The sequence below is a fragment of the Liquorilactobacillus nagelii DSM 13675 genome, from assembly GCF_019444005.1.
GTDB classification, from domain to species: Bacteria; Bacillota; Bacilli; order Lactobacillales; family Lactobacillaceae; genus Liquorilactobacillus; species Liquorilactobacillus nagelii.
Genome location: NZ_CP049304.1, coordinates 1,146,512 through 1,165,293, shown reverse-complemented (window position 1 = coordinate 1,165,293; position 18,782 = coordinate 1,146,512). Strand labels below are relative to the sequence as shown.

15 protein-coding genes, 1 other RNA gene and 1 other annotated feature are annotated in these 18,782 nt (G+C 37.5%); of the genes, 8 read left to right on the top strand and 8 right to left on the bottom strand.

The annotated features are described in order from the left end of the window. Positions 1-211: 211 nt before the first annotated feature. On the top strand, positions 212-526 hold the full coding sequence (locus tag G6O73_RS12790) for a PAS domain-containing protein (RefSeq protein ID WP_245002970.1): 315 nt from the start codon (positions 212-214) through the stop codon (positions 524-526). Next, positions 442-939: a helix-turn-helix domain-containing protein gene (locus G6O73_RS06025; protein ID WP_245002973.1), complete on the top strand. Its 498-nt coding sequence runs from the start codon at positions 442-444 to the stop codon at positions 937-939. The genes G6O73_RS12790 and G6O73_RS06025 overlap by 85 nt, the downstream gene beginning before the upstream one ends. Before the next feature lie 82 nt (positions 940-1,021). On the opposite strand, the gene G6O73_RS06020 is transcribed toward G6O73_RS06025, so the two are convergent. From G6O73_RS06020 to G6O73_RS06005, 4 genes are all read right to left on the bottom strand, one after another. Further along, positions 1,022-1,510, bottom strand: a complete 489-nt coding sequence (locus G6O73_RS06020) for a universal stress protein (protein WP_057885511.1) — start codon at positions 1,508-1,510, stop codon at positions 1,022-1,024. 68 nt (positions 1,511-1,578) lie between these two features. Beyond that, positions 1,579-1,875, bottom strand: coding sequence for a hypothetical protein (locus G6O73_RS06015; RefSeq protein ID WP_057885512.1), 297 nt, complete (start codon positions 1,873-1,875; stop codon positions 1,579-1,581). A 111-nt stretch (positions 1,876-1,986) separates the two neighbouring features. Then, positions 1,987-2,171, bottom strand: a non-coding RNA gene (gene ssrS / locus G6O73_RS06010) — 6S RNA. A gap of 34 nt (positions 2,172-2,205) precedes the next feature. Further along, the gene (locus G6O73_RS06005; protein WP_057885513.1) at positions 2,206-3,498 is read right to left on the bottom strand and encodes a replication-associated recombination protein A; all 1,293 of its coding nucleotides are present in this window, start codon (positions 3,496-3,498) and stop codon (positions 2,206-2,208) included. A gap of 163 nt (positions 3,499-3,661) precedes the next feature. On the opposite strand from G6O73_RS06005, the gene G6O73_RS06000 reads away from it, so the two are divergent. After that, positions 3,662-5,707, top strand: coding sequence for a hypothetical protein (locus G6O73_RS06000; RefSeq protein ID WP_057885514.1), 2,046 nt, complete (start codon positions 3,662-3,664; stop codon positions 5,705-5,707). Positions 5,708-5,851: 144 nt separating this feature from the next. Here G6O73_RS06000 and metF read toward each other — a convergent pair whose 3' ends face one another. Together metF and metE are read right to left on the bottom strand one after the other, a co-directional pair. Beyond that, positions 5,852-6,721 (bottom strand): methylenetetrahydrofolate reductase [NAD(P)H], encoded by an 870-nt coding sequence (metF, locus tag G6O73_RS05995; protein WP_057885515.1) that lies wholly within the window; start codon positions 6,719-6,721, stop codon positions 5,852-5,854. After that, positions 6,714-8,975: a 5-methyltetrahydropteroyltriglutamate--homocysteine S-methyltransferase gene (gene metE, locus G6O73_RS05990; protein WP_057885516.1), complete on the bottom strand. Its 2,262-nt coding sequence runs from the start codon at positions 8,973-8,975 to the stop codon at positions 6,714-6,716. The genes metF and metE overlap by 8 nt, the downstream gene beginning before the upstream one ends. Before the next feature lie 177 nt (positions 8,976-9,152). Here metE and G6O73_RS05985 point away from each other — a divergent pair, with 177 nt between their 5' ends. After that, positions 9,153-10,085, top strand: a complete 933-nt coding sequence (locus tag G6O73_RS05985; RefSeq protein ID WP_057885517.1) for a LysR family transcriptional regulator — start codon at positions 9,153-9,155, stop codon at positions 10,083-10,085. A gap of 53 nt (positions 10,086-10,138) precedes the next feature. Here the strand turns inward: G6O73_RS05985 and rpsD are convergent, their stop codons facing one another. Next, a complete protein-coding gene (rpsD, locus tag G6O73_RS05980) occupies positions 10,139-10,747 on the bottom strand; it encodes a 30S ribosomal protein S4 (protein WP_057885518.1) in 609 nt (202 codons plus the stop codon). Positions 10,748-10,947: 200 nt separating this feature from the next. Next, positions 10,948-11,409: a GAF domain-containing protein gene (locus tag G6O73_RS05975; protein ID WP_057885519.1), complete on the bottom strand. Its 462-nt coding sequence runs from the start codon at positions 11,407-11,409 to the stop codon at positions 10,948-10,950. A gap of 140 nt (positions 11,410-11,549) precedes the next feature. On the opposite strand from G6O73_RS05975, the gene ezrA reads away from it, so the two are divergent. From ezrA to G6O73_RS05955, 4 genes are all read left to right on the top strand, one after another. Continuing rightward, the gene (gene ezrA, locus G6O73_RS05970; protein WP_057885520.1) at positions 11,550-13,253 is read left to right on the top strand and encodes a septation ring formation regulator EzrA; all 1,704 of its coding nucleotides are present in this window, start codon (positions 11,550-11,552) and stop codon (positions 13,251-13,253) included. Positions 13,254-13,336: 83 nt separating this feature from the next. After that, positions 13,337-14,485: a cysteine desulfurase family protein gene (locus G6O73_RS05965; protein ID WP_057885521.1), complete on the top strand. Its 1,149-nt coding sequence runs from the start codon at positions 13,337-13,339 to the stop codon at positions 14,483-14,485. 61 nt (positions 14,486-14,546) lie between these two features. Next, the gene (gene thiI, locus G6O73_RS05960) at positions 14,547-15,764 is read left to right on the top strand and encodes a tRNA uracil 4-sulfurtransferase ThiI (RefSeq protein ID WP_057885522.1); all 1,218 of its coding nucleotides are present in this window, start codon (positions 14,547-14,549) and stop codon (positions 15,762-15,764) included. A 40-nt stretch (positions 15,765-15,804) separates the two neighbouring features. Next, positions 15,805-16,011 (top strand) — a binding site (T-box leader). 54 nt (positions 16,012-16,065) lie between these two features. Continuing rightward, positions 16,066-18,726: a valine--tRNA ligase gene (locus tag G6O73_RS05955; protein WP_057885523.1), complete on the top strand. Its 2,661-nt coding sequence runs from the start codon at positions 16,066-16,068 to the stop codon at positions 18,724-18,726. The last annotated feature ends 56 nt before the right edge of the window (positions 18,727-18,782 follow it).

Genomic DNA, 18,782 nt, shown 5'->3' with positions numbered 1-18,782 from the left:
TCAAAAAGACTGTGACAAATTTGTCCAGTCTTTTTAGTATTTTAAAGCAAAAATTGTTGCTAGTTCAAAGTGGAAAGTTTAGTTTTGTAAGAAGTTTGTTTATTTTGTTAAGTAATGTTGAGTTTTTTAGAACAATCGAAAGCCCATTCGAAAATCGAAAGTGATAAAATATTATTAAGTTGTTATTTTTGAGTGAAAGAAGTGATAAATGATGGATCGACAACAGAAAATTTATACTTATATTAGAAGCTTTATTCCAATGGTTGATTTTTTAGCTGAAATTCTGGGAAACACCAGTGAAGTTGTTTTAAATGATTTAACTGATTTAGATCATTCAGTAATTGCTATTCGGAATGCTACTGTTTCAAAACGAAAAATTGGTGACCCAGCAACAAATTTAGCCTTGCGAACAATGCAAGCTGGGAAACGCGAAAAAAGTCAATTCTTGGCGAACTATCAAGGGGTTTCCCGGGGGGACATACTTTACGGTCATCAACATTTTTTATTCGGTATCAAGAAGAATTAGTAGCGATGATTTGTATTAATACCGATGATAGTGCTTTCGATAAATTAAAAGAGTTGGTTGATCAAATTGTGGTTGATTATAAGCATCTAGAGCCGGAAGAAAAATTAAACAGCAGCAAATTATCGACTGTTGCTGGACGAGAGAAATTAGTTGCTGCTCAGGTTGAACCAGAACACTTGACTTCTAATATTAATGAGCTGGCTGAAAGCGAAGTTAATAAGATTTGTAGTGAGAAGAACATTTCAGTTAATTATCTAAAACGAGAAGACAAACTTGAGGTTGTTCGTCGATTGCATCATCAAGGCTATTTTTTGTTGAAAGATGCTGTGGGGGTTGCTGCTAAAGTGCTGAAGGTTTCGGAACCAAGTGTTTATCGTTATCTGCAGTCGGTTAAGAGTGAAGCAAAAGAATAGTCTTTTTGCTTGAGGCTGATTAGATTAAATCACAAAAAAAGTCAGTGACTTGTTATTAATCACTGGCTTTTTGCTTATTAAGTTATTTCTTAGGCTTTTTTTCAGCTATAACGGGCTTATTATCAAGATCAGTTCTGACAACTAACACATCGCAAGCAGCGGTTCGTGTAACATATTCGGTAACTGATCCGATTAACAATCTTTCGACAGCGTTCAAACCAGTTGCACCAATCATAATTAAATCAATATCTTTTTCAGCAGGAACTTCTTTAGCAATAATAACCTTAGGAGCACCATATTCAATTGAATAATCAATGTTTTTTAATCCGCTTGCTTGTGCTTCTGCAACATATTTTTCTAACGTTTTTTTAGCAGTTTCAGTAACTTGTTCGACCATCGCGGTATCAAAACTTGAAATGTTTTGGAAAGCACGTGTATCAACCACATGTAAGAGATGTAATTTCGCTGTTTCGCCGTTTCGTCGAGTAACAGCGACGGCTTTTTTAAAAGCTAATTCAGCTTCTTTAGAACCATCGATCGGAACAAGAATATTATTATATTGCTGTAGCATTGTCATCACCCTTTCTTTTTCTCAACTCCATTTTACCTTAAATAATCAGAAAATACAAAACTAAAAATTTAACGATTTTGCGGGAAAGCAGCTAATAATAAAAATGGCACTAAAATAACTATGATAGCGTCAATGATTAGGATTAAAGCTAACCATAAAACTGATTTTAAAAAGATAGTCGCGACGGTCGCAATTGCCAAAATGATTAAAACTGTCCCTAAAATTTGAAATAGTTTTTTTAAGCCATGATTTCGCGCAGCTGCTTGCTGAAAAAGTTCAGTTTGTCGTTGCTTAAATAAATACAAGCCTAAAATTAATAGAATAATAGCCAAGAGACCAGCTAAAAGATTGATTAAAAAATTCACAAGTTCAGCTTCCTTTTTCGTGATAGTTAATTAAGTAAGATTATTCATAAATAGTAAAAGGAGCTGAACAAAATATTGTTTTTGTCACAGCCCCTTTACCAAAGATAAACTTTGTAATCCGCATGATGCCGTTAATCATCTCTGTAGTTGAACCCGCTGACAAGCAGGGGGTCTTCAATAGAAATACTGCTAACTTCCTCAAAGAGGCATGTTATTAATATTTCATTTCAAAGACCAATTATATAGGTGTTCGGTCAACCTTACGTTATGAGATAACGCGCACATCTCAGATTTGATTTTATTCTAGCATACTAAAGTAGCTTTTTCAAATTATTGGCGTGGTGGTAATTGTTGCTCTTGCGCTTTTTTAAGGCGTTGGTAGCGCTCTTTTAACTGTACTTCAAAACGACTATTACCTTTCGGTTGAAAATAACGTTTATTTTTTAATTTAGTTGGAAGATATTGTTGAGCAATCCAATCGTGATTAAAATCATGCGGATATTTATAGTCGATGCCATGACCCAACTTTTGTGCACCTTGATAATGAGCATCTTTTAAGTGGTCAGGCACATCACCATAATTCCCTTGATTAATGTCTTTTAAGGCAGCATCAATTGCTGTGATGGCAGCATTAGATTTGGGCGAAATACAAAGTTCGATGACAGCAGCGGCTAACGGAATTCGTGCCTCGGGCAAACCAATTTTTTCAGCGGCAGTGATAGCCGCGACCGTATGCGATGCGGCGGTAGGGTTGGCTAGGCCAATATCTTCATAAGCAATAGTTAATAGTCGCCGAAAAACACTAACCAAATCTCCAGCTGCCAGTAAACGAGCTAAATAGTGTAGGGCAGCATCGGTATCTGAGCCACGAATTGATTTTTGAAATGCCGAAATCACGTCATAGTGGGCATCGCCATCTTTATCTTGGACTAATGCTTTATGTTGAATGCATTCTTCAATAATTTTTAGCGTTAACTTAATTTCCTGATTTTCTCCACTGGGCGGAGTTGACTTGGCTGCGAGCTCTAAAGCATTCAAAACACTGCGCAAATCACCATGAGTTACTTGAGTGAGTAATTGTTCAGCGGCGGGTTCAAGTTGGATTTTCATTTTGCCTAGACCGCGTTCGGAATCAGTTAGCGCACGGTTAATTGCTGTTTTAATGTCATTTTCACTTAAAGGTTTAACTTGGAAGATCTGGGTACGACTCCGTATAGCTGGATTAATTGCAATGTATGGATTCTCAGTTGTAGCGCCAATTAGGATGATTCGACCACTTTCTAAGTGAGGCAGTAAGAAATCTTGCTTGGGTTTGGTTAGGCGATGGATTTCGTCAAGCATCAAAATAACCGTCCCACTCATTTTTGCTTCGGCTGCTACTGCTTCAAGTTCTTTTTTCGAATCAGTTGCAGCGTTTAAGGTTCGTAAAGCATATTTGGTTGAGCCGGCAATGGCACTGGCAATACTAGTTTTACCAGTACCAGGTGGCCCATAAAGAATCATCGAGGATAACATTTTTGCAGTTACCATCCGGCGAATGATTTTACCAGGACCGACTAAATGTTGTTGACCGATAACTTCATCAATAACGCGCGGACGCATTCGAAAAGCAAGTGGTTTCAACTAAAATACAGCCTCCTTTTTAAAATTACTATTGGAATAATTATAACATTTTCCCAAGTTAATCAGTAACTTGAAGGAAATCAACTCTAGTTTATTGATTTTTAAAGCAGAAAAGTACAGATTTGGTATAATTAAATTGAATTAGCAGACGGAGGAATTTGCGATGGAATTTGATGATTTTGGAAATTGGTTGAAAAAAAATGGCTACTTATCAGCTGCAATGCGTTTACGTTGGCAATTAACGGTTAGCCGTCAAGTTTGTCAGCAAAATGGCGAAACTGTTAATTTGGCAAATCTACTACCAGATGCAGTTGGTGAAAATGTTAGTTGGACAACAGCAACTGACATTTTGCTGTTAAAAACGCCCAACTGGGTATCCCAAAAAGGTGTTTTGCAGCGTTTAGAACTTACAACACAATTGTTGCTGCAGACGTTAAATAATAAATACTATTTAAAACCACAGACATCTTTAAATGCAGCTGATAAGGGCATAACATTACGTTGGCAATTACCAGAAGCATTATTGCAACAAAGTTATCAAGAAAAATTTAAGGTGCTCGGGGTTAATTATTTAACCTATCGTTCGCAAACCTACTTGAAAATTTTACAACAATTAAACAAGTATCAATGGATTTTTCGCTATTTAACAGCAGCTACTCCACAAGGAACCGGGAAAATTCACCGCAGTGATTTTTGGCAACAACAATTTACTGCCAAAAATCGACAAATAGTAAAAGTTCCGCAAAGCGTAACCGCTTCTGATTGGCAAAACTTTAGCTTCCAGCCAATCTTAAGTCAAATGCGAGTTGGCCAACAAATAGTTGAAATTGTTGGCGGAATTGAGACTACTGGAATGGAACTTAATCCATTTTACAGCAGTGGGGTAAATCCAGCTTCTTTGCGTCTATTGAAATTATTGACTGCTTATTTTTGGACAAGTCCTGGGGTACCAACTGCCAACATAGATGTCGATTTACAGCATTCCAACAAACTTACGCGTCAAGTGGTGTTGGGAAATCCATTTGCCGGTGTCCCTGAACTAAAAACGGCAATTAAGCTACTTAATCATTTAGCGGATTTCAGCAAAATAGCTGCTAGTTCACAAAACTTAGCTGATGATTTTGAATATTGGCGGTTAGCTTTAGTAGACGGATCTCAAAATCTCAGCGGTCGCATTGTCCGTCAATTGGGAAATAATTCACTGAAACTTAATCAATTAGCTCAAAAAAATCAAACAAAAATGTTAGTGGAATGGCAGCAAGAAAAGTTACTTGATCATAATTCGGCTGAACTGTTAACTGCTGCATTTAGTCAAGGAAAACCTTTCCAGATTATTTCACCAGCTGAACACTTAGTTGAAATTGCTGGTCACTTGATTGGTGATGGTTTGTTGACTGATAGTACTGGCAATTTAGGTCAGCGCTGTTGGAAAAATCGTCAGTTAGCCAATCAATTAGCTGCAGCTGCCGGTTGGCAGGTTCCAGCCCAATGGTTGATTCGAAATAAAACTGAGTTTCAGCAGAAATATCCTAATTTTGCAAAAGTAGCGGTTGCGATTAAAGGACAACATTATACTGGTAGCCAGGTTTTTCGCTTGCCGCCGTCGACTAAGTTTTTGTGGCAGCAAATCAAGCAAGTTTTGCAAAATGATGCTGGTTGTTTGATTGAGCAAGCTCAACCAGGAACTTGCTACCGGATTTTGATTGCTGGTGGCCAACCACTTAGCGTCTTGGAGCGTTTGCCACAACAAATTGTTGGGGATGGTCATTCCACGATTCAACAATTGATCAGAAAAAAACAAGAGTTATTTCGACAACAGCAACGAGATTTTCCCTTTCAAACAATTGAGTCAACTGTGATTGATTTACAGGGGCAGCAGTTGACAACCGTTTTACCACGCGGTACCCAACTATTGTTGCGGTTTGATAGTAGCTATCAAACTGGTGAAGAATATTTGGAGATGTTTTCTGAAATTGATCCTTCTTACTTGCCAGTTTTACAAAAATTAGCAGCTGATTTGCAAGTAGTCAATGGCGTTTTAGATGTGATTATTCCTAATTTATATGTCAAGTTCCGACGACATACACCTAATCAATTAATTTTTTTAAATGCACATCAAACGACTGATTTAAGAATTTTCAAACAATTGAAAATTGGTGAACCGCGACCAATAGCAAAATTAATTTTAAACCAGCTCATAAAAAAATAAATTGTGTATTTATAGTTGACCCTTAATTAAAAAAACCAACATCTGATTAGCATGTTGAAGTGTTCCATAATTGTTAGATAAAGAATCTAATGATTAGGAAATGCTTGTTTCATGTTAATTAATTAGATGTTGGTTTTTTGTTAGTTAAACTGGATTTTTGATAGTAAAGAGTGATTTAGTTGCTTGGTAAATATAGCGTGCAACGTTAGCCTGGTTCATTGTATATAAATGAACACCTGCAACTCGATTAGTAACTAGATCAGTTATTTGATTTATGGCATAGGCCAAGCCGGCTGCTTTCAAAGCAGTTGGATCTGTTTGATAACGATCTAACATTTGGGTAAACTTTTTGGGCAGACAGCATTCGCTTTGTTTTAAGACATGTAAAGCTTGAGCACGGTTAACAATTGGCATAATTCCAGCTATCAATGGAACGTTAATATCGGCTAGAGCACAGTTTTCTTGAAATTGATAAAAAGTTTCATTAGAGAAAAACATCTGTGTAAGCAAACAATCACAGCCAGCAGCAACTTTCTCTTTTAAATGGTGAATATCACTTATCTTGTTTGACGATTCTGGATGGCTTTCTGGATAACAGGCACCAAGAATTCGAAAATTAGCATCCTTTGATTTGATGTAAGCCATCAAGTCGCTGGCATGTTGGAAATCTTTTTTAGGTGGTCGACCTGGGGCCAGATCACCACGGATAACGAGAATGTTTTTGATACCTAAAAATTTCAATTCGACCAGTATTCGATCGATTTGTTTACGATCAAAGTAGCGGGCAGTCAAATGAACGACACCGGGAACCTTTAATTTGTTTTGGACATAATCGGCTAATTTGAGTGTTGAATTTTCAAAGTTCAATGTTCGATTGCTGCTAGTAACACTAATGAAATCAGGCTGAAGATCGTGCAGTTCATCCAATGTCTGAAAAATTTTCTGATTGTTAACAGCTGTTTTGGGTGGAAAAACTTCAAAAGAAAAGCTTGATTTTTCTGCCAAATTAGTCATCTGCTTGCAGCTCCCTTCGAACTTCCTGAGCAGCAGCGGTTAAGTTCAGCAAGCTGGCTTTAGTTTCTTTTACGCCGCGTGTTTTTAAACCACAATCTGGATTAACCCAAACATTTTTAGCGGGAACTTTCTTTAAAATTTCTCGCAGTTCAGTAACAATCTCAGCTTTAGTTGGAACACGTGGAGAATGAATATCATAAACTCCCGGACCAACTAAAGTTTTAAAATGCTGTGTTTGAAGTTGTTCTAGGATTTCAAGATTTGAGCGGGAAGCTTCAAATGAAATCACATCAGCATCAAGGTTATCAATAGCCGGAATAATATCCCCAAACTCGCTATAACACATATGAGTGTGAATTTGGGTTTGCGGTTTGACTTTACTGTGAACAAGGCGGAAAGCCGGAATTGCCCAAGCAAGGTATTCTGAATCCCAGTCGCTTTTTCTTAATGGCAATTTCTCACGCAAGGCAGCTTCATCGATTTGAATTATTTTAATTCCATGGGATTCTAAATCAAGAACCTCAGCTTGAATGGCCAGTGCTAATTGCCAAGTAGCTTCTTTTAATGACAAGTCTTCACGCGGAAATGACCAATTTAATATTGTAACCGGTCCAGTCAGCATGCCTTTAACTGGTTTTGCGGTTAAACTTTGAGCATAGGTTGACCATTTGACCGTAATTGGTTTTTTTCTAACCACGTCTCCCCAGATGATTGGTGGTTTAACTCCCCGGGTACCATAGGATTGGACCCAACCATTTTGGGTAAATAGGTAACCAGCGAGATGTTGACCAAAATATTCAACCATATCATTGCGCTCAAATTCTCCATGGACTAGCACATCAAAACCAGCTTTTTCTTGCCAACTAATCCAATTTTTAATCTGCTGTTTAACGAAGCTTTCGTAATCAGCAGCTGAAATCTCATGTTTATGCCAAGCGGCTCGCATTTTTTTGACCTCTTTAGTCTGGGGAAATGAACCAATTGTTGTGGTTGGCAATAACGGTAAGTTTAGTTCCGTTTGTTGAATTTTTCTTCGAGTTTGAAAATCAGGTTGACGAGAAAAATCAGCAGTGGTTAGTTGAGCAATTTTTTCTTTTAGAACAGGATCTTCTTTAACTCGCGGTTGAGCGAAAAGTTGTTGATTGACTGCTAACCATTCTGGATGATGTTGTTGCAATAATTGATCAAGTTGATTTAATTCAAGCAATTTTTCTTGGGCAAATGCGAAATGCTTTTTGACTGCTGTTGGAAAATCCTCGTCAGCAACACTATACGGTACATGCAACAATGAACAAGAAGTTGATAACACAAGTTTTTGGACGGGCAATTGCTTGAGTAAAGTCAAAGTCTTTTGATAATGATTGCGCCAGATATTTTTGCCATTAACAACTCCGGCAAACAAGGTTTTATCAGTTGGAAAACCACTTTGAATAAGTGAAGCTGTTTGTTTGCCTTCAATTAAATCAAGTCCCAGTCCATCAAAGTCAAGCTTGATTAACTCTGAATAAATATCACGCACATCGCCAAAATAAGTTTGTAGCAAAATTTTGAGAGTGCCTTTTTGCGGCAATAATTGACGATAAAAATTAGCAAACCAGTTAATTTCCTGCGGAGTTAAATCATAAACTAGGGCTGGTTCATCAATTTGCAGCCATTCAGCACCAGCAGCGCATAAGTCTTGGAGCAAATCGGTGTAGGCTTGCAATAAATCATTAGTAAAATCTTTAGCTGCAGTATGTTCATTAAATTCAGCTAATCGGAGTAATGTGAAGGGGCCAATGATAGTTGGTCGGGTTTTAATTCCTAAACTCAAGGCCTCAAGAAATTCTGCTTTGATTTTACCTCCAGTGTAACGAAATTTAGTATCCTTAGATAACTGTGGGACTAAGTAGTGATAATTGGTGTTGAACCATTTTTTCATTGGCCAAGCCTTAAAGTCGCCAGCTGTTCCTTGATAGCCACGCGCTAGCGCAAAATACTTATCTAAGTCAGAAAGATCAGCAGTTGCGATAGCTTTTGGCAAAGCATGAAACAAAAAAGCGGTATCTAGTAGATTATCGTAAAAAGAAAAGTCATTGCTGGGAATTTGGTCAATTCCAGCTTTTTTTAACAATTGCCACTGCTGCTGTCGCAATTGTTTGCCAGTTGCCAGTAGTTGTTCTGCAGTTAATGTTTGTTTAAAGTATTTTTCAGTTGCAAATTTCAATTCACGTTGAGCGCCAATACGTGGAAATCCAATGATAGTTGTGGTCATAATAATATCTCCTTTGTCGAATTACTTGGTATTTACTGTACCATGAGAGTAGCAATTTTAATAATTGAAGTTTAATATAGCTTGATATAGTCTATAGTTATAATCAAAAGCAGTGTATTAATTTAATCTATGGCTAGAGCTAACCTTTAGCTATACTTAATGAAATGAGGGGCATAGATGCGTTTACAGCAATTGAAGTATTTGGAAAAGGTGGTAGCTGTTGGATCGATCAACGTTGCAGCAAAAGAACTTTTTTTGACTCAGCCAAGTTTATCAAAAGCAATCAAAGAGTTAGAGACAGAGATGGGGATTCAGATTTTACGACGACAACAAACTGGTGTCATTTTGACTAATGATGGTCGTGAATTTATGGCCTATGCTAATCAAATATTAGATCAAGTTAATTTGCTTGATCAAAAATATAAAAAACAACTTCCAAGAAAGCAGGCTTTTTCAGTTTCGGCTCAGCACTATGCCTTTGTAGTTCACGCTTTTGTTGAACTGATAAAAAGTGTGAATACCGAGGAGTTTCAGTTTACTTTACGGGAAACTGAAACTGAAAATATTATCAAAGATTTAGCCAGTTTTAAAAGTGAGATTGGGGTGTTGTACTTAAATCGTTTCAATCAAAAAGTATTACAAAATTTATTTCGTGACAGTAATTTAGAATTCCATCCATTATTTCATGTTCAACCTCATGTTTTTCTTAGCCGGGATAACCCTTTAACTCAAAAAAAATCACTCAAATTAACAGATTTGAGTGATTATCCATATCTTTCTTATGAACAAGGAGATAACAATTCTTTCTATTTTGAAGAAGAAATTTTAAGTAATCAAAATTATAAAATGAATGTTAAAGTTAGTGATCGTGCAACGATTTTTAATCTTATGGTTGGGATAAATGGTTACACGATCAGTTCAGGAATTATTAGTAGTGATTTGAATGATGATAAAATTGTTTCGATTCCATTGAATGTTGCTGAAACAAGCACGATTGGCTGGTTAAAGCATAAACAAATGGAATTATCACCAATTGCTCAAGCGTATTTAGAGTTTTTAAAAGAGCATATTAGAAAATATCACTTTGAAATTTTAAATAATGAACTTTAGGATATTTGAATAAAAAAAAACTGGAGTAAGCTCCAGTTTTTTTAATGACTAAATTAAAGTTTGTTGTAGTATTCAACAATCAGTGATTCATCAATTTCAGCTTCCAATTCGTCACGCTGTGGTAAACGAACTAAGCTACCTTCAAGCTTGTTATCATCAAATGAAACATATCCTGGACGACCAACAATAGCTTCAAGTGACTCTTTAACAACTTTTAAATCTTTTGAACGTTCACGTAATGAGATAACATCGCCAACTGAAACTTCATATGAAGGGATATCTACGCGTTTGCCGTTAACTGTGATGTGACCATGGTTAACCAACTGACGAGCCTGACGACGGGTAGTTGCTAAACCTAAACGATAAACTAAGTTATCCAAACGACGTTCCAATAATACCATGAAGTTATCGCCATGACGGCCTTCACGAATCTTACCAGCACGTGAGAATAAGTTAGCAAACTGACGTTCAGTCATTCCGTACATCATGCGTAACTTCTGTTTTTCACGCAATTGCAAACCATATTCAGAAAGTTTGCGACGATTGTTTTGACCATGATCGCCAGGAGCATATGGGCGACGTGACAATTCCTTACCAGTTCCGCTCAGTGAAATTCCGAGACGACGAGAGATTTTCCAACTTGGACCTGTATAACGTGACATAAAAATCCTCCAATAAATATTTTTTGGAGTAAAATAAGCGAATGTCTGTTTAGTATTCGTGCATTTACTTTTGCAATTTTCGCTCTTGCAGCCGAAGAGTTACTAATTGAACCAATTTGGCAAGCAAATGTTGACGAGCTTACCGCAAACTGCTGCATTATTTTACACAATGGTTATCCTAGCAAAAACTGCTATTTTAGTCAAGCGGTTTTATTTAGAGATCCAATTATTTCAGCAATTTCTTCTAAAAAGGTTTGTTCCAAAGAAGAAAAGCGGCTAAAACTAGTTGAGTCAAGGTCAAGTACCCCCCAAGTAGTTTGAGTATTTTTTAAGGGAATAACTATTTCTGAGTTGGTGGCAGCATCACAAGCAATATGGCCAGCAAATTGATGGACATCAGGTACAACTATAGTTTTTTCTTGTTGCCATGCTTGACCGCAAACACCTTTTCCAGCAGCAATTCTGGTGCAGGCCGGGTTTCCTTGGAAGGGCCCAAGAATTAATTGTTGGTTTTGGGGGTGATAACAATAAAATCCACTCCAACTGACATCAGGCAAGTTATTATATAATAGCGCAGCTGTATTAGCCAGATTGGCGATTAAATTCTCTTCTCCGTCAACTAAAGCAGCTACTTGTTTAACCAATAGATGTTCTTTATTCATAATTTACCCCATTTCCTGTGGCTGATTCATGTATCTCAATAGTTACTTATGTTATAATCAGAACTAGATTTTAACTTTGATAGCGGGATAAAGCAAGTGGATTACGGTTAATTGCGAAAAATTTTAGGAGTGTGGGAAAGATGACACTGATTTTGGGTATAATTATAGTTGTAGCAGTGGTTGGATATGCGATATTTTTTTATCTGCAGCGCAAGTACGCGCAAGAAATTGTGCAGCAACAGCAACAAGTCAGCACGATTATTCAGTCATCGCTCAATGATGATTTAACCAATATGAAAGAGGTCCATCTTTCAGGAGAAACTTTAGAACATTTTGAACAAACCAAGCAGAGCTACTTATATTTAGTTAATCACCGCCTTCCAGAAATTTCTGAACGATTAAAAGAATTACAGGAAGCCTGCAGCCACTATCGCTTTCTAGCAGTCAAGCGGGAACTTGACACAATTGCAGCTAAGTTACGTAACGCTAGTGAGCTACAGAAGAAAACCAATCGAGAAATTGTAAATTTAAAGAGTAGCAATCAACTCCATCAAAAAAAACGGCAGGAATTAGAACAACAGTATCAAAAATTGCGCAAGACATTACTGGCTAAAAATTTTTCCTTTGGTCCAAGTATTGATCAGTTGGAAGAAAATCTCAGCAATTTAGAAGCGGCATTTGATCATTATGGCAAATTAGCGCGCCAAGGTGATTATCTTGCAGCAGATCAAGAATTGCGCCAACTTGAAAAAAACACGACTGTTTTAGCGCAGCAAATTAAACAAATCCCACCGCTTTATCGAAATTTAAAAAATGTCTTTCCAGAGCAGTTGACTGAACTTGGGCAGGGAGCCCAGCAATTAGCTAAACAAAAGTATGGTTTTAAACAAGATTTATCAACTGAATTAACAGGCCTCCAATCGGCTTTAGCAGAGAATATTATTGATCTGAAAGAATTAAAACTCTCGATTGCCATTAAACGTGATCAGGAAATTAATCAACAAATTAACGATTTGTATGATCTTTTTGAGGCAGAAATTAAAGCACGTCAAACTGTCCAACAGCAGCGTCCAAAATTAAAACAATTTATCCGGCACGCACGTTTGCAGCAACGTGAACTGTTAGTTGAATTAGAAAGGCTACAGCAAAACTATACTTTTAATCATCATGAGATGGAAAATGGTCGTAAACTTGAAAATCAATTAAATCAATTGGAACATAATTTCAAGCAAACTGAACAAGATATTCTTGAAGGAAAACCAATTTATTCAGCAGTTTTGTTGCAGCAGCAAGAGCAAGCAGAAAAATTAGTTGTGATTGAAAAACAGCAAACTGAAATTAACCAGAGTATTCAAGGACTATGGCACGAAGAAAAAGCCGCTCGTCAGGCAGCTCAAGAATTTGATTTGGAAATTCATCGAATTCGCCGACAGTTAGGTAAACAAAATTTACCAGGACTACCAAAAGCTTACTTGGAATTTTTCTTTGCCGTTAGCAAATCAATTGAACAGTTAATGACAGACTTAGAACAGCTTAAAATTGATTTAGCAGCAATTACTAAGCAATTATTGGATATTCAGGCCGATTTGGATAAATTAGCAGAAAAAGCTAACGATATTACAGACAGCGCTGCTTTAGCTGAAATTTTACTCCAGTATGCTAATCGTTATAAGACTCGTTATCCAGAAGTGGCTCAGGCAGCTCAACAAGCTGGAATTTTGTTTAATCAAAAATTTGATTATGCAGCAAGTTTAGAAAAAATTGCTACCGCCATTGATCAGGTTGAACCAGGAGCGTACCAAAAATTAGAAGACGAATATTATGCAAAAAATCCTAAAAAATAAATTTAGTAATTGACAAATAGTTAGTAAGCGGCAAGAATTAATTTGCTGCTTTTTTCGTGAATTATAATATATTGGAGGAAAAAATGATTTATTTTGATAATAGTGCAACCACAAAAATCGCACCAGCGGTTTTAACCACTTATGAACAAGTTTCTAAAAAAGTTTGGGGAAATCCTTCTTCATTGCATGACTTAGGTGAACAAGCTTATGGTTTGTTGGAACAGTCAAGACAGCAAATTGCCGACTTATTAGGAGTTCAAGCTGATGAAATTTATTTTACTAGTGGTGGTACTGAAGGTGATAATTGGGTTATTAAAGGAACGGCAATTGAAAAACATATTTATGGTAAACATATAATTGCTTCAAGTGTTGAACATCCAGCGGTCTTGAATTCTTTAGCACAACTGGAGAAACTTGGCTTTGAAGTGACCTATCTACCAGTAGACCAGACAGGACATGTTTCACCGGTTGATTTAGCTAAAGCGATTCGTTCAGATACGATTTTGGTATCAATTATGGCGGTCAACAATGAAGTTGGCGCAATTCAGCCTCAATTAGAGATTGCTGAAATTCTGAAAAAATATCCTAAAATTCATTATCATATTGATGCTGTACAAGGAATTGGCAAGGGGATTCAATCAATGATTATGAACGACCGTGTTGATTTTGTAACTTTTTCAGGGCATAAATTCCATGCTCCACGAGGAATTGGAATTATGTATAAACGTCGTGTCCGGAAAATTGCACCCCTAATGAGTGGTGGCGGTCAGGAAAAAAATTTACGGAGCGGAACTGAAAATTTACCGGCAATTGCAGCAATGGCTCGTGCATTACGGCTTTTAAAAGAAAATGAGACTGAAAAGGTTCAACAACAGGCAGCAATCAAAAAGTATTTGCATGATCAGTTAATTAAATATCCAAAGGTTACCATGTTTTCACAAGTGGATCAAACCTTTGCACCACATATTTTGTGCTTCACAATTGATGGAGTTCGTGGAGAAACAATTGTGCATGCTTTTGAAGCTCAGCAAATTTATATTTCGACGACCAGTGCTTGTTCTTCAAAAAAACATGTTATTTCTGGCACCTTACACGCGATGAAAATTCCTGAAAAAATTGCGACTTCAGCTATTAGAGTTAGTTTGGATGAGAATAATACTATGGCTGAAGCACATCAATTTATGCAGGTCTTTGATCAGCTATATCATCGTTTTGCAAAAATTAATTCTTAAAAATAAACTTTTAAAAAGCAAATTATAAAAAAATGAAGATCTAATACGAGGAGATAAATAATTGGAATATACTGAAATTATGGTTCGTTATGGCGAATTGTCAACCAAGGGGAAGAATCGCCGCAGCTTTATCGATCGCTTAGCATTTAATACACGTGAAGTTTTGCATGATTTTGAACAAGTGATTGTTAAAGCGCAGCGTGATCGGATGCACATTCAGCTTCATGGGGCTGATAGTCAGCAAGTAATGGACCGCTTGCAACAAGTTTTTGGCATTCAAAACTTTTCACCATCAATTCGGGTTGAACGTGATTTAGAAAGTGTCAAACAGACGGCTTTGGCGATGATCAAAGAACAATTTCAACCCGGGATGACTTTTAAAATTAACACCCGCCGGTCAGATCATGATTTTAAATTAGATACCAATCAAATGAATGATTTACTGGGGGGGTATATCTTAGATAATTTACCCGGAATTCAAGTTAAGATGAAAGACCCAGATTTGATTTTGCGAGTGGAGATTCGCAAAAATGGGATTTTCTTGTCGGGAAAAACGATCCAAGGGGCAGGAGGACTGCCAGTTGGAACGGCGGGCAAAGGACTTTTAATGATTTCCGGTGGAATTGACTCGCCAGTTGCTGGGTATCTGGCTTTAAAGCGTGGAGTTGATTTAGAAATGGTTCACTTTTTCAGTCCACCTTACACTAGTGAACAGGCATTGCATAAAGCACAGGAATTAACCGCTAAATTAGCCCTCTTTGGTGGCAGCATCAAATTTATTCAGGTACCATTTACTGAAATCCAAGAAACGGTTAAGCATGATGTGCCAGAGGGTTACTTAATGACGGTTCAACGCCGATTCATGTTACGCTTAGCGGCTGCAATTGCCCAAAAACGTGATGCTTTAGCAATCTTTAATGGCGAATCATTAGGTCAAGTAGCCTCGCAAACTTTGGAAAGCATGGTTGCTATCAACGATGTTACTAGTTTGCCAATCTTGCGGCCAGTAGTTTCATTAGATAAAAATGAAATTATTGAAATTGCCGAAAAAATTGGTACGTTTGATTTATCGGTTATGCCATTTGAAGATTGTTGTACGATTTTTGCACCACCGGCACCTAAGACTAAACCAAGATTAGATCGAGCCCGTGAGTATGAGAGTCGTTTGGATGTTTCTGGTTTGATGGAACGAGCTTTAGCTGGAATTAAAATTACTGAAATCAAAGCTGATGAAAAGTTTTTGACTGAAGAGCAGCCAGCTTTCTCAGAATTTTTGTAAAATAGCTTGACGACCTCAATAATTAAGGATAAGATAGCGCATAAAGGCAATGATCGAGAGTTTCAAATACATTAGTTAGTCAGCGAATGAATCAATTGGTGAGAGATTCTCTAACGATGATTTGAATGTAGCTTGTGAGCCGCTGGATTGAAGATTAGTAAACTCAGTCGGAAAAAATTCCGTTAACAATTTTTTGAGTGGAGTAATAACTCAATTTAGGTGGTACCACGGCTTTGTCGTCCTATGTAGATAGGACGGCTTTTTTTTATGAAAATTGCCTAATTTTTAAAGGAGGAATCTAATGACAAGGGAAATTGAAATGTCAACCAAGTACGATCCGCAACAAGTTGAACCAGGTCGTTATCAAACATGGTTAGATGAAAAATTATTCCGTCCGAGCGGAAATTCAAAGGCTAAACCATATTCTGTTGTTATCCCCCCGCCTAATGTTACTGGCAAGTTGCATTTAGGTCATGCTTGGGACACAACTTTGCAAGATATGGTTATTCGTCAAAAGAGAATGCAGGGTTATGATACTCTATGGCTGCCAGGCATGGACCATGCGGGAATTGCAACTCAGGCTAAAGTTGAAGCTCGACTAGCAGAAAAAAATATCTCCCGATATGATTTAGGTCGCGAGAAATTTATTGAAACAGTTTGGAAATGGAAAAAAGAATATGCTGATATTATCCATCAGCAGTGGGCCAAGTTAGGTTTGTCGTTAGATTATGATCGTGAACGGTTTACGCTAGATGAAGGCTTGTCTCAAGCAGTTCGCCGTGTTTTTGTTGCACTGTACCAAAAAGGCTTAATTTATCGCGGTGAATATATTATTAATTGGGACCCTAAAGCGAGAACGGCTTTATCTGATATTGAAGTTATTCATAAAGATACTAAAGGCGCATTTTATCACGTCAAATATCCATTCTTGGATCCGCAAGATACTTATAATGGTGAGCACTATATTGAAATTGCGACGACCCGTCCTGAGACTATGATGGGTGATGTTGCAGTTGCTGTTAATCCTAATGATGAGCGTTATCAAGCAATTGTTGGCAAAATGTTGGTTTTGCCGTTGCAAGGACGTCAGATTCCGATTATTGCTGATGACTATGTCGACCCAGAATTTGGAACTGGGATGGTAAAAATTACGCCGGCTCATGACCCGAACGATTTTGGTGTCGGTAATCGTCATCATTTGAAACGAATCAATACAATGAACGAAGACGCGACTATGAATGAGAATGCCGGCAAATATCAAGGCATGGATCGCTTTACTGCCCGCAAAGCGATTGTAGCTGATTTAGAAGATCAAGGCTATCTCTTGCGAGTTGAACCGATCGTCCATAGTGTTGGGCACTCTGAACGAACTGGAGTCCAAGTTGAAGCGCGATTGTCAACTCAGTGGTTTGTTAAAATGAAACCATTAGCTGAGGCAGCTTTAAAAAATCAAAAAACAGCTGATCGAGTTGACTTTGTACCAGATCGATTTGAAAACACCTTTTCCCAATGGATGGAAAATGTTCATGATTGGGTTATTTCACGTCAATTGTGGTGGGGACACCAGATCCCGGCTTGGTATCATAAACAAACTGGTGAAATTTACGTTGGTGAAGAGGCTCCTAAAGATATCGAAAATTGGGAACAAGATCCAGACGTGTTGGACACTTGGTTTTCAAGTGCTTTGTGGCCATTTTCAACAATGGGTTGGCCAAATGAAAATGCTGCTGATTTTAAACGTTACTTCCCAACTGATACCTTAGTTACAGGGTATGACATTATCTTTTTCTGGGTATCACGGATGATTTTCCAAAGTCTTGAATTTACTGGTAGGAGACCATTCAAGCATGTTTTAATCCATGGCCTAATTCGCGATGAACAAGGACGCAAGATGAGTAAATCATTGGGAAATGGGATTGACCCGATGGACGTCATCGAAAAATATGGTGCAGATGCCCTGCGGTGGTTCTTATCCAATGGTTCAGCTCCGGGGCAAGATGTCCGTTTCAGTTATAAAAAAATGGATGCTGCTTGGAATTTTATTAACAAAATTTGGAATGCTAGTCGATTTGTAATCATGAATTTAGCTGATGATACACAGCCGACTTTACCGGAACAGACTACTTGGAAGTTAGCTGATAAGTGGATTATTAGTCGCTTAAATCAGACAGTTGCTGATGTTACTCGCTTATTTGACAGTTTTGAATTTGGTGAAGCTGGTCGGGCATTATACAACTTTATCTGGGATGATTTTTGTGATTGGTACATTGAAATGTCCAAACAAGACCTTAATGGCACTGATACGGCAGCTAAAGCTAAGACACAACAAATTCTGTGCTATGTCTTAGATCAAACTTTGCGGTTACTGCACCCAATTATGCCATTTGTAACTGAAAAGATTTGGCTGACAATGCCACATCAAGGAAAATCATTAGTTAATGCTGCATATCCGGTTGTTCATGCAGAATACAATGATCCGGCAGCTGAAAAGCAGATGGAAAATTTGATTGAATTGATTAAAGCGGTTCGTAATAGTCGAGCTGAAGTTAATGCTCCCTTATCAAGTGCAATTGAAATTTTGATTAAGCCGGCGTCAGCTGAAGTTAAACAAATTTTTGAAACCAATCATGATTATATTGAGCGGTTCTGTCATCCACGCAAATTGATTATTGATGAGTCAATCAAGGCACCAAAACTGTCATTAACTTCGGTGATTACGGGGGCTGAGGTTTATTTACCTTTAGCTGATTTAATCGATTTGGACGAAGAAATTAAGCGCATGAAAAAAGAAGCTGCTAAGTTTGCCAGTGAGGCTGAACGAGCAGAGAAAAAATTAGCTAATCAGAACTTTGTTGCCAAAGCACCTGAGCAGGTTGTGGCAGCTGAAAAAGCCAAGTTAGCTGATTATCAAGCGAAACAAGCAGCGGCTGAACAACGAATTAAGGATTTGCAAGCTGGATAGATAAGTCCTAAAACTTTTTTAACACTAGTTGAAATGAACTATAAATTTCAACTAGT

Bases quoted from the DNA above. Each gene is read 5' to 3' on its own strand.
- G6O73_RS12790 (WP_245002970.1), top strand. From the start codon at position 212: ATGGATCGACAACAGAAAATTTATACTTATATTAGAAGCTTTATTCCA.
- G6O73_RS06020 (WP_057885511.1), bottom strand. From the start codon at position 1,510: ATGCTACAGCAATATAATAATATTCTTGTTCCGATCGATGGTTCTAAA.
- G6O73_RS06000 (WP_057885514.1), top strand. From the start codon at position 3,662: ATGGAATTTGATGATTTTGGAAATTGGTTGAAAAAAAATGGCTACTTA.
- metF (WP_057885515.1), bottom strand. From the start codon at position 6,721: ATGACTAATTTGGCAGAAAAATCAAGCTTTTCTTTTGAAGTTTTTCCA.
- metE (WP_057885516.1), bottom strand. From the start codon at position 8,975: ATGACCACAACTATCATTGGATTTCCACGTATTGGCGCTCAACGTGAA.
- G6O73_RS05985 (WP_057885517.1), top strand. From the start codon at position 9,153: ATGCGTTTACAGCAATTGAAGTATTTGGAAAAGGTGGTAGCTGTTGGA.
- rpsD (WP_057885518.1), bottom strand. From the start codon at position 10,747: ATGTCACGTTATACAGGTCCAAGTTGGAAAATCTCTCGTCGTCTCGGA.
- G6O73_RS05975 (WP_057885519.1), bottom strand. From the start codon at position 11,409: ATGAATAAAGAACATCTATTGGTTAAACAAGTAGCTGCTTTAGTTGAC.
- ezrA (WP_057885520.1), top strand. From the start codon at position 11,550: ATGACACTGATTTTGGGTATAATTATAGTTGTAGCAGTGGTTGGATAT.
- G6O73_RS05965 (WP_057885521.1), top strand. From the start codon at position 13,337: ATGATTTATTTTGATAATAGTGCAACCACAAAAATCGCACCAGCGGTT.
- G6O73_RS05955 (WP_057885523.1), top strand. From the start codon at position 16,066: ATGACAAGGGAAATTGAAATGTCAACCAAGTACGATCCGCAACAAGTT.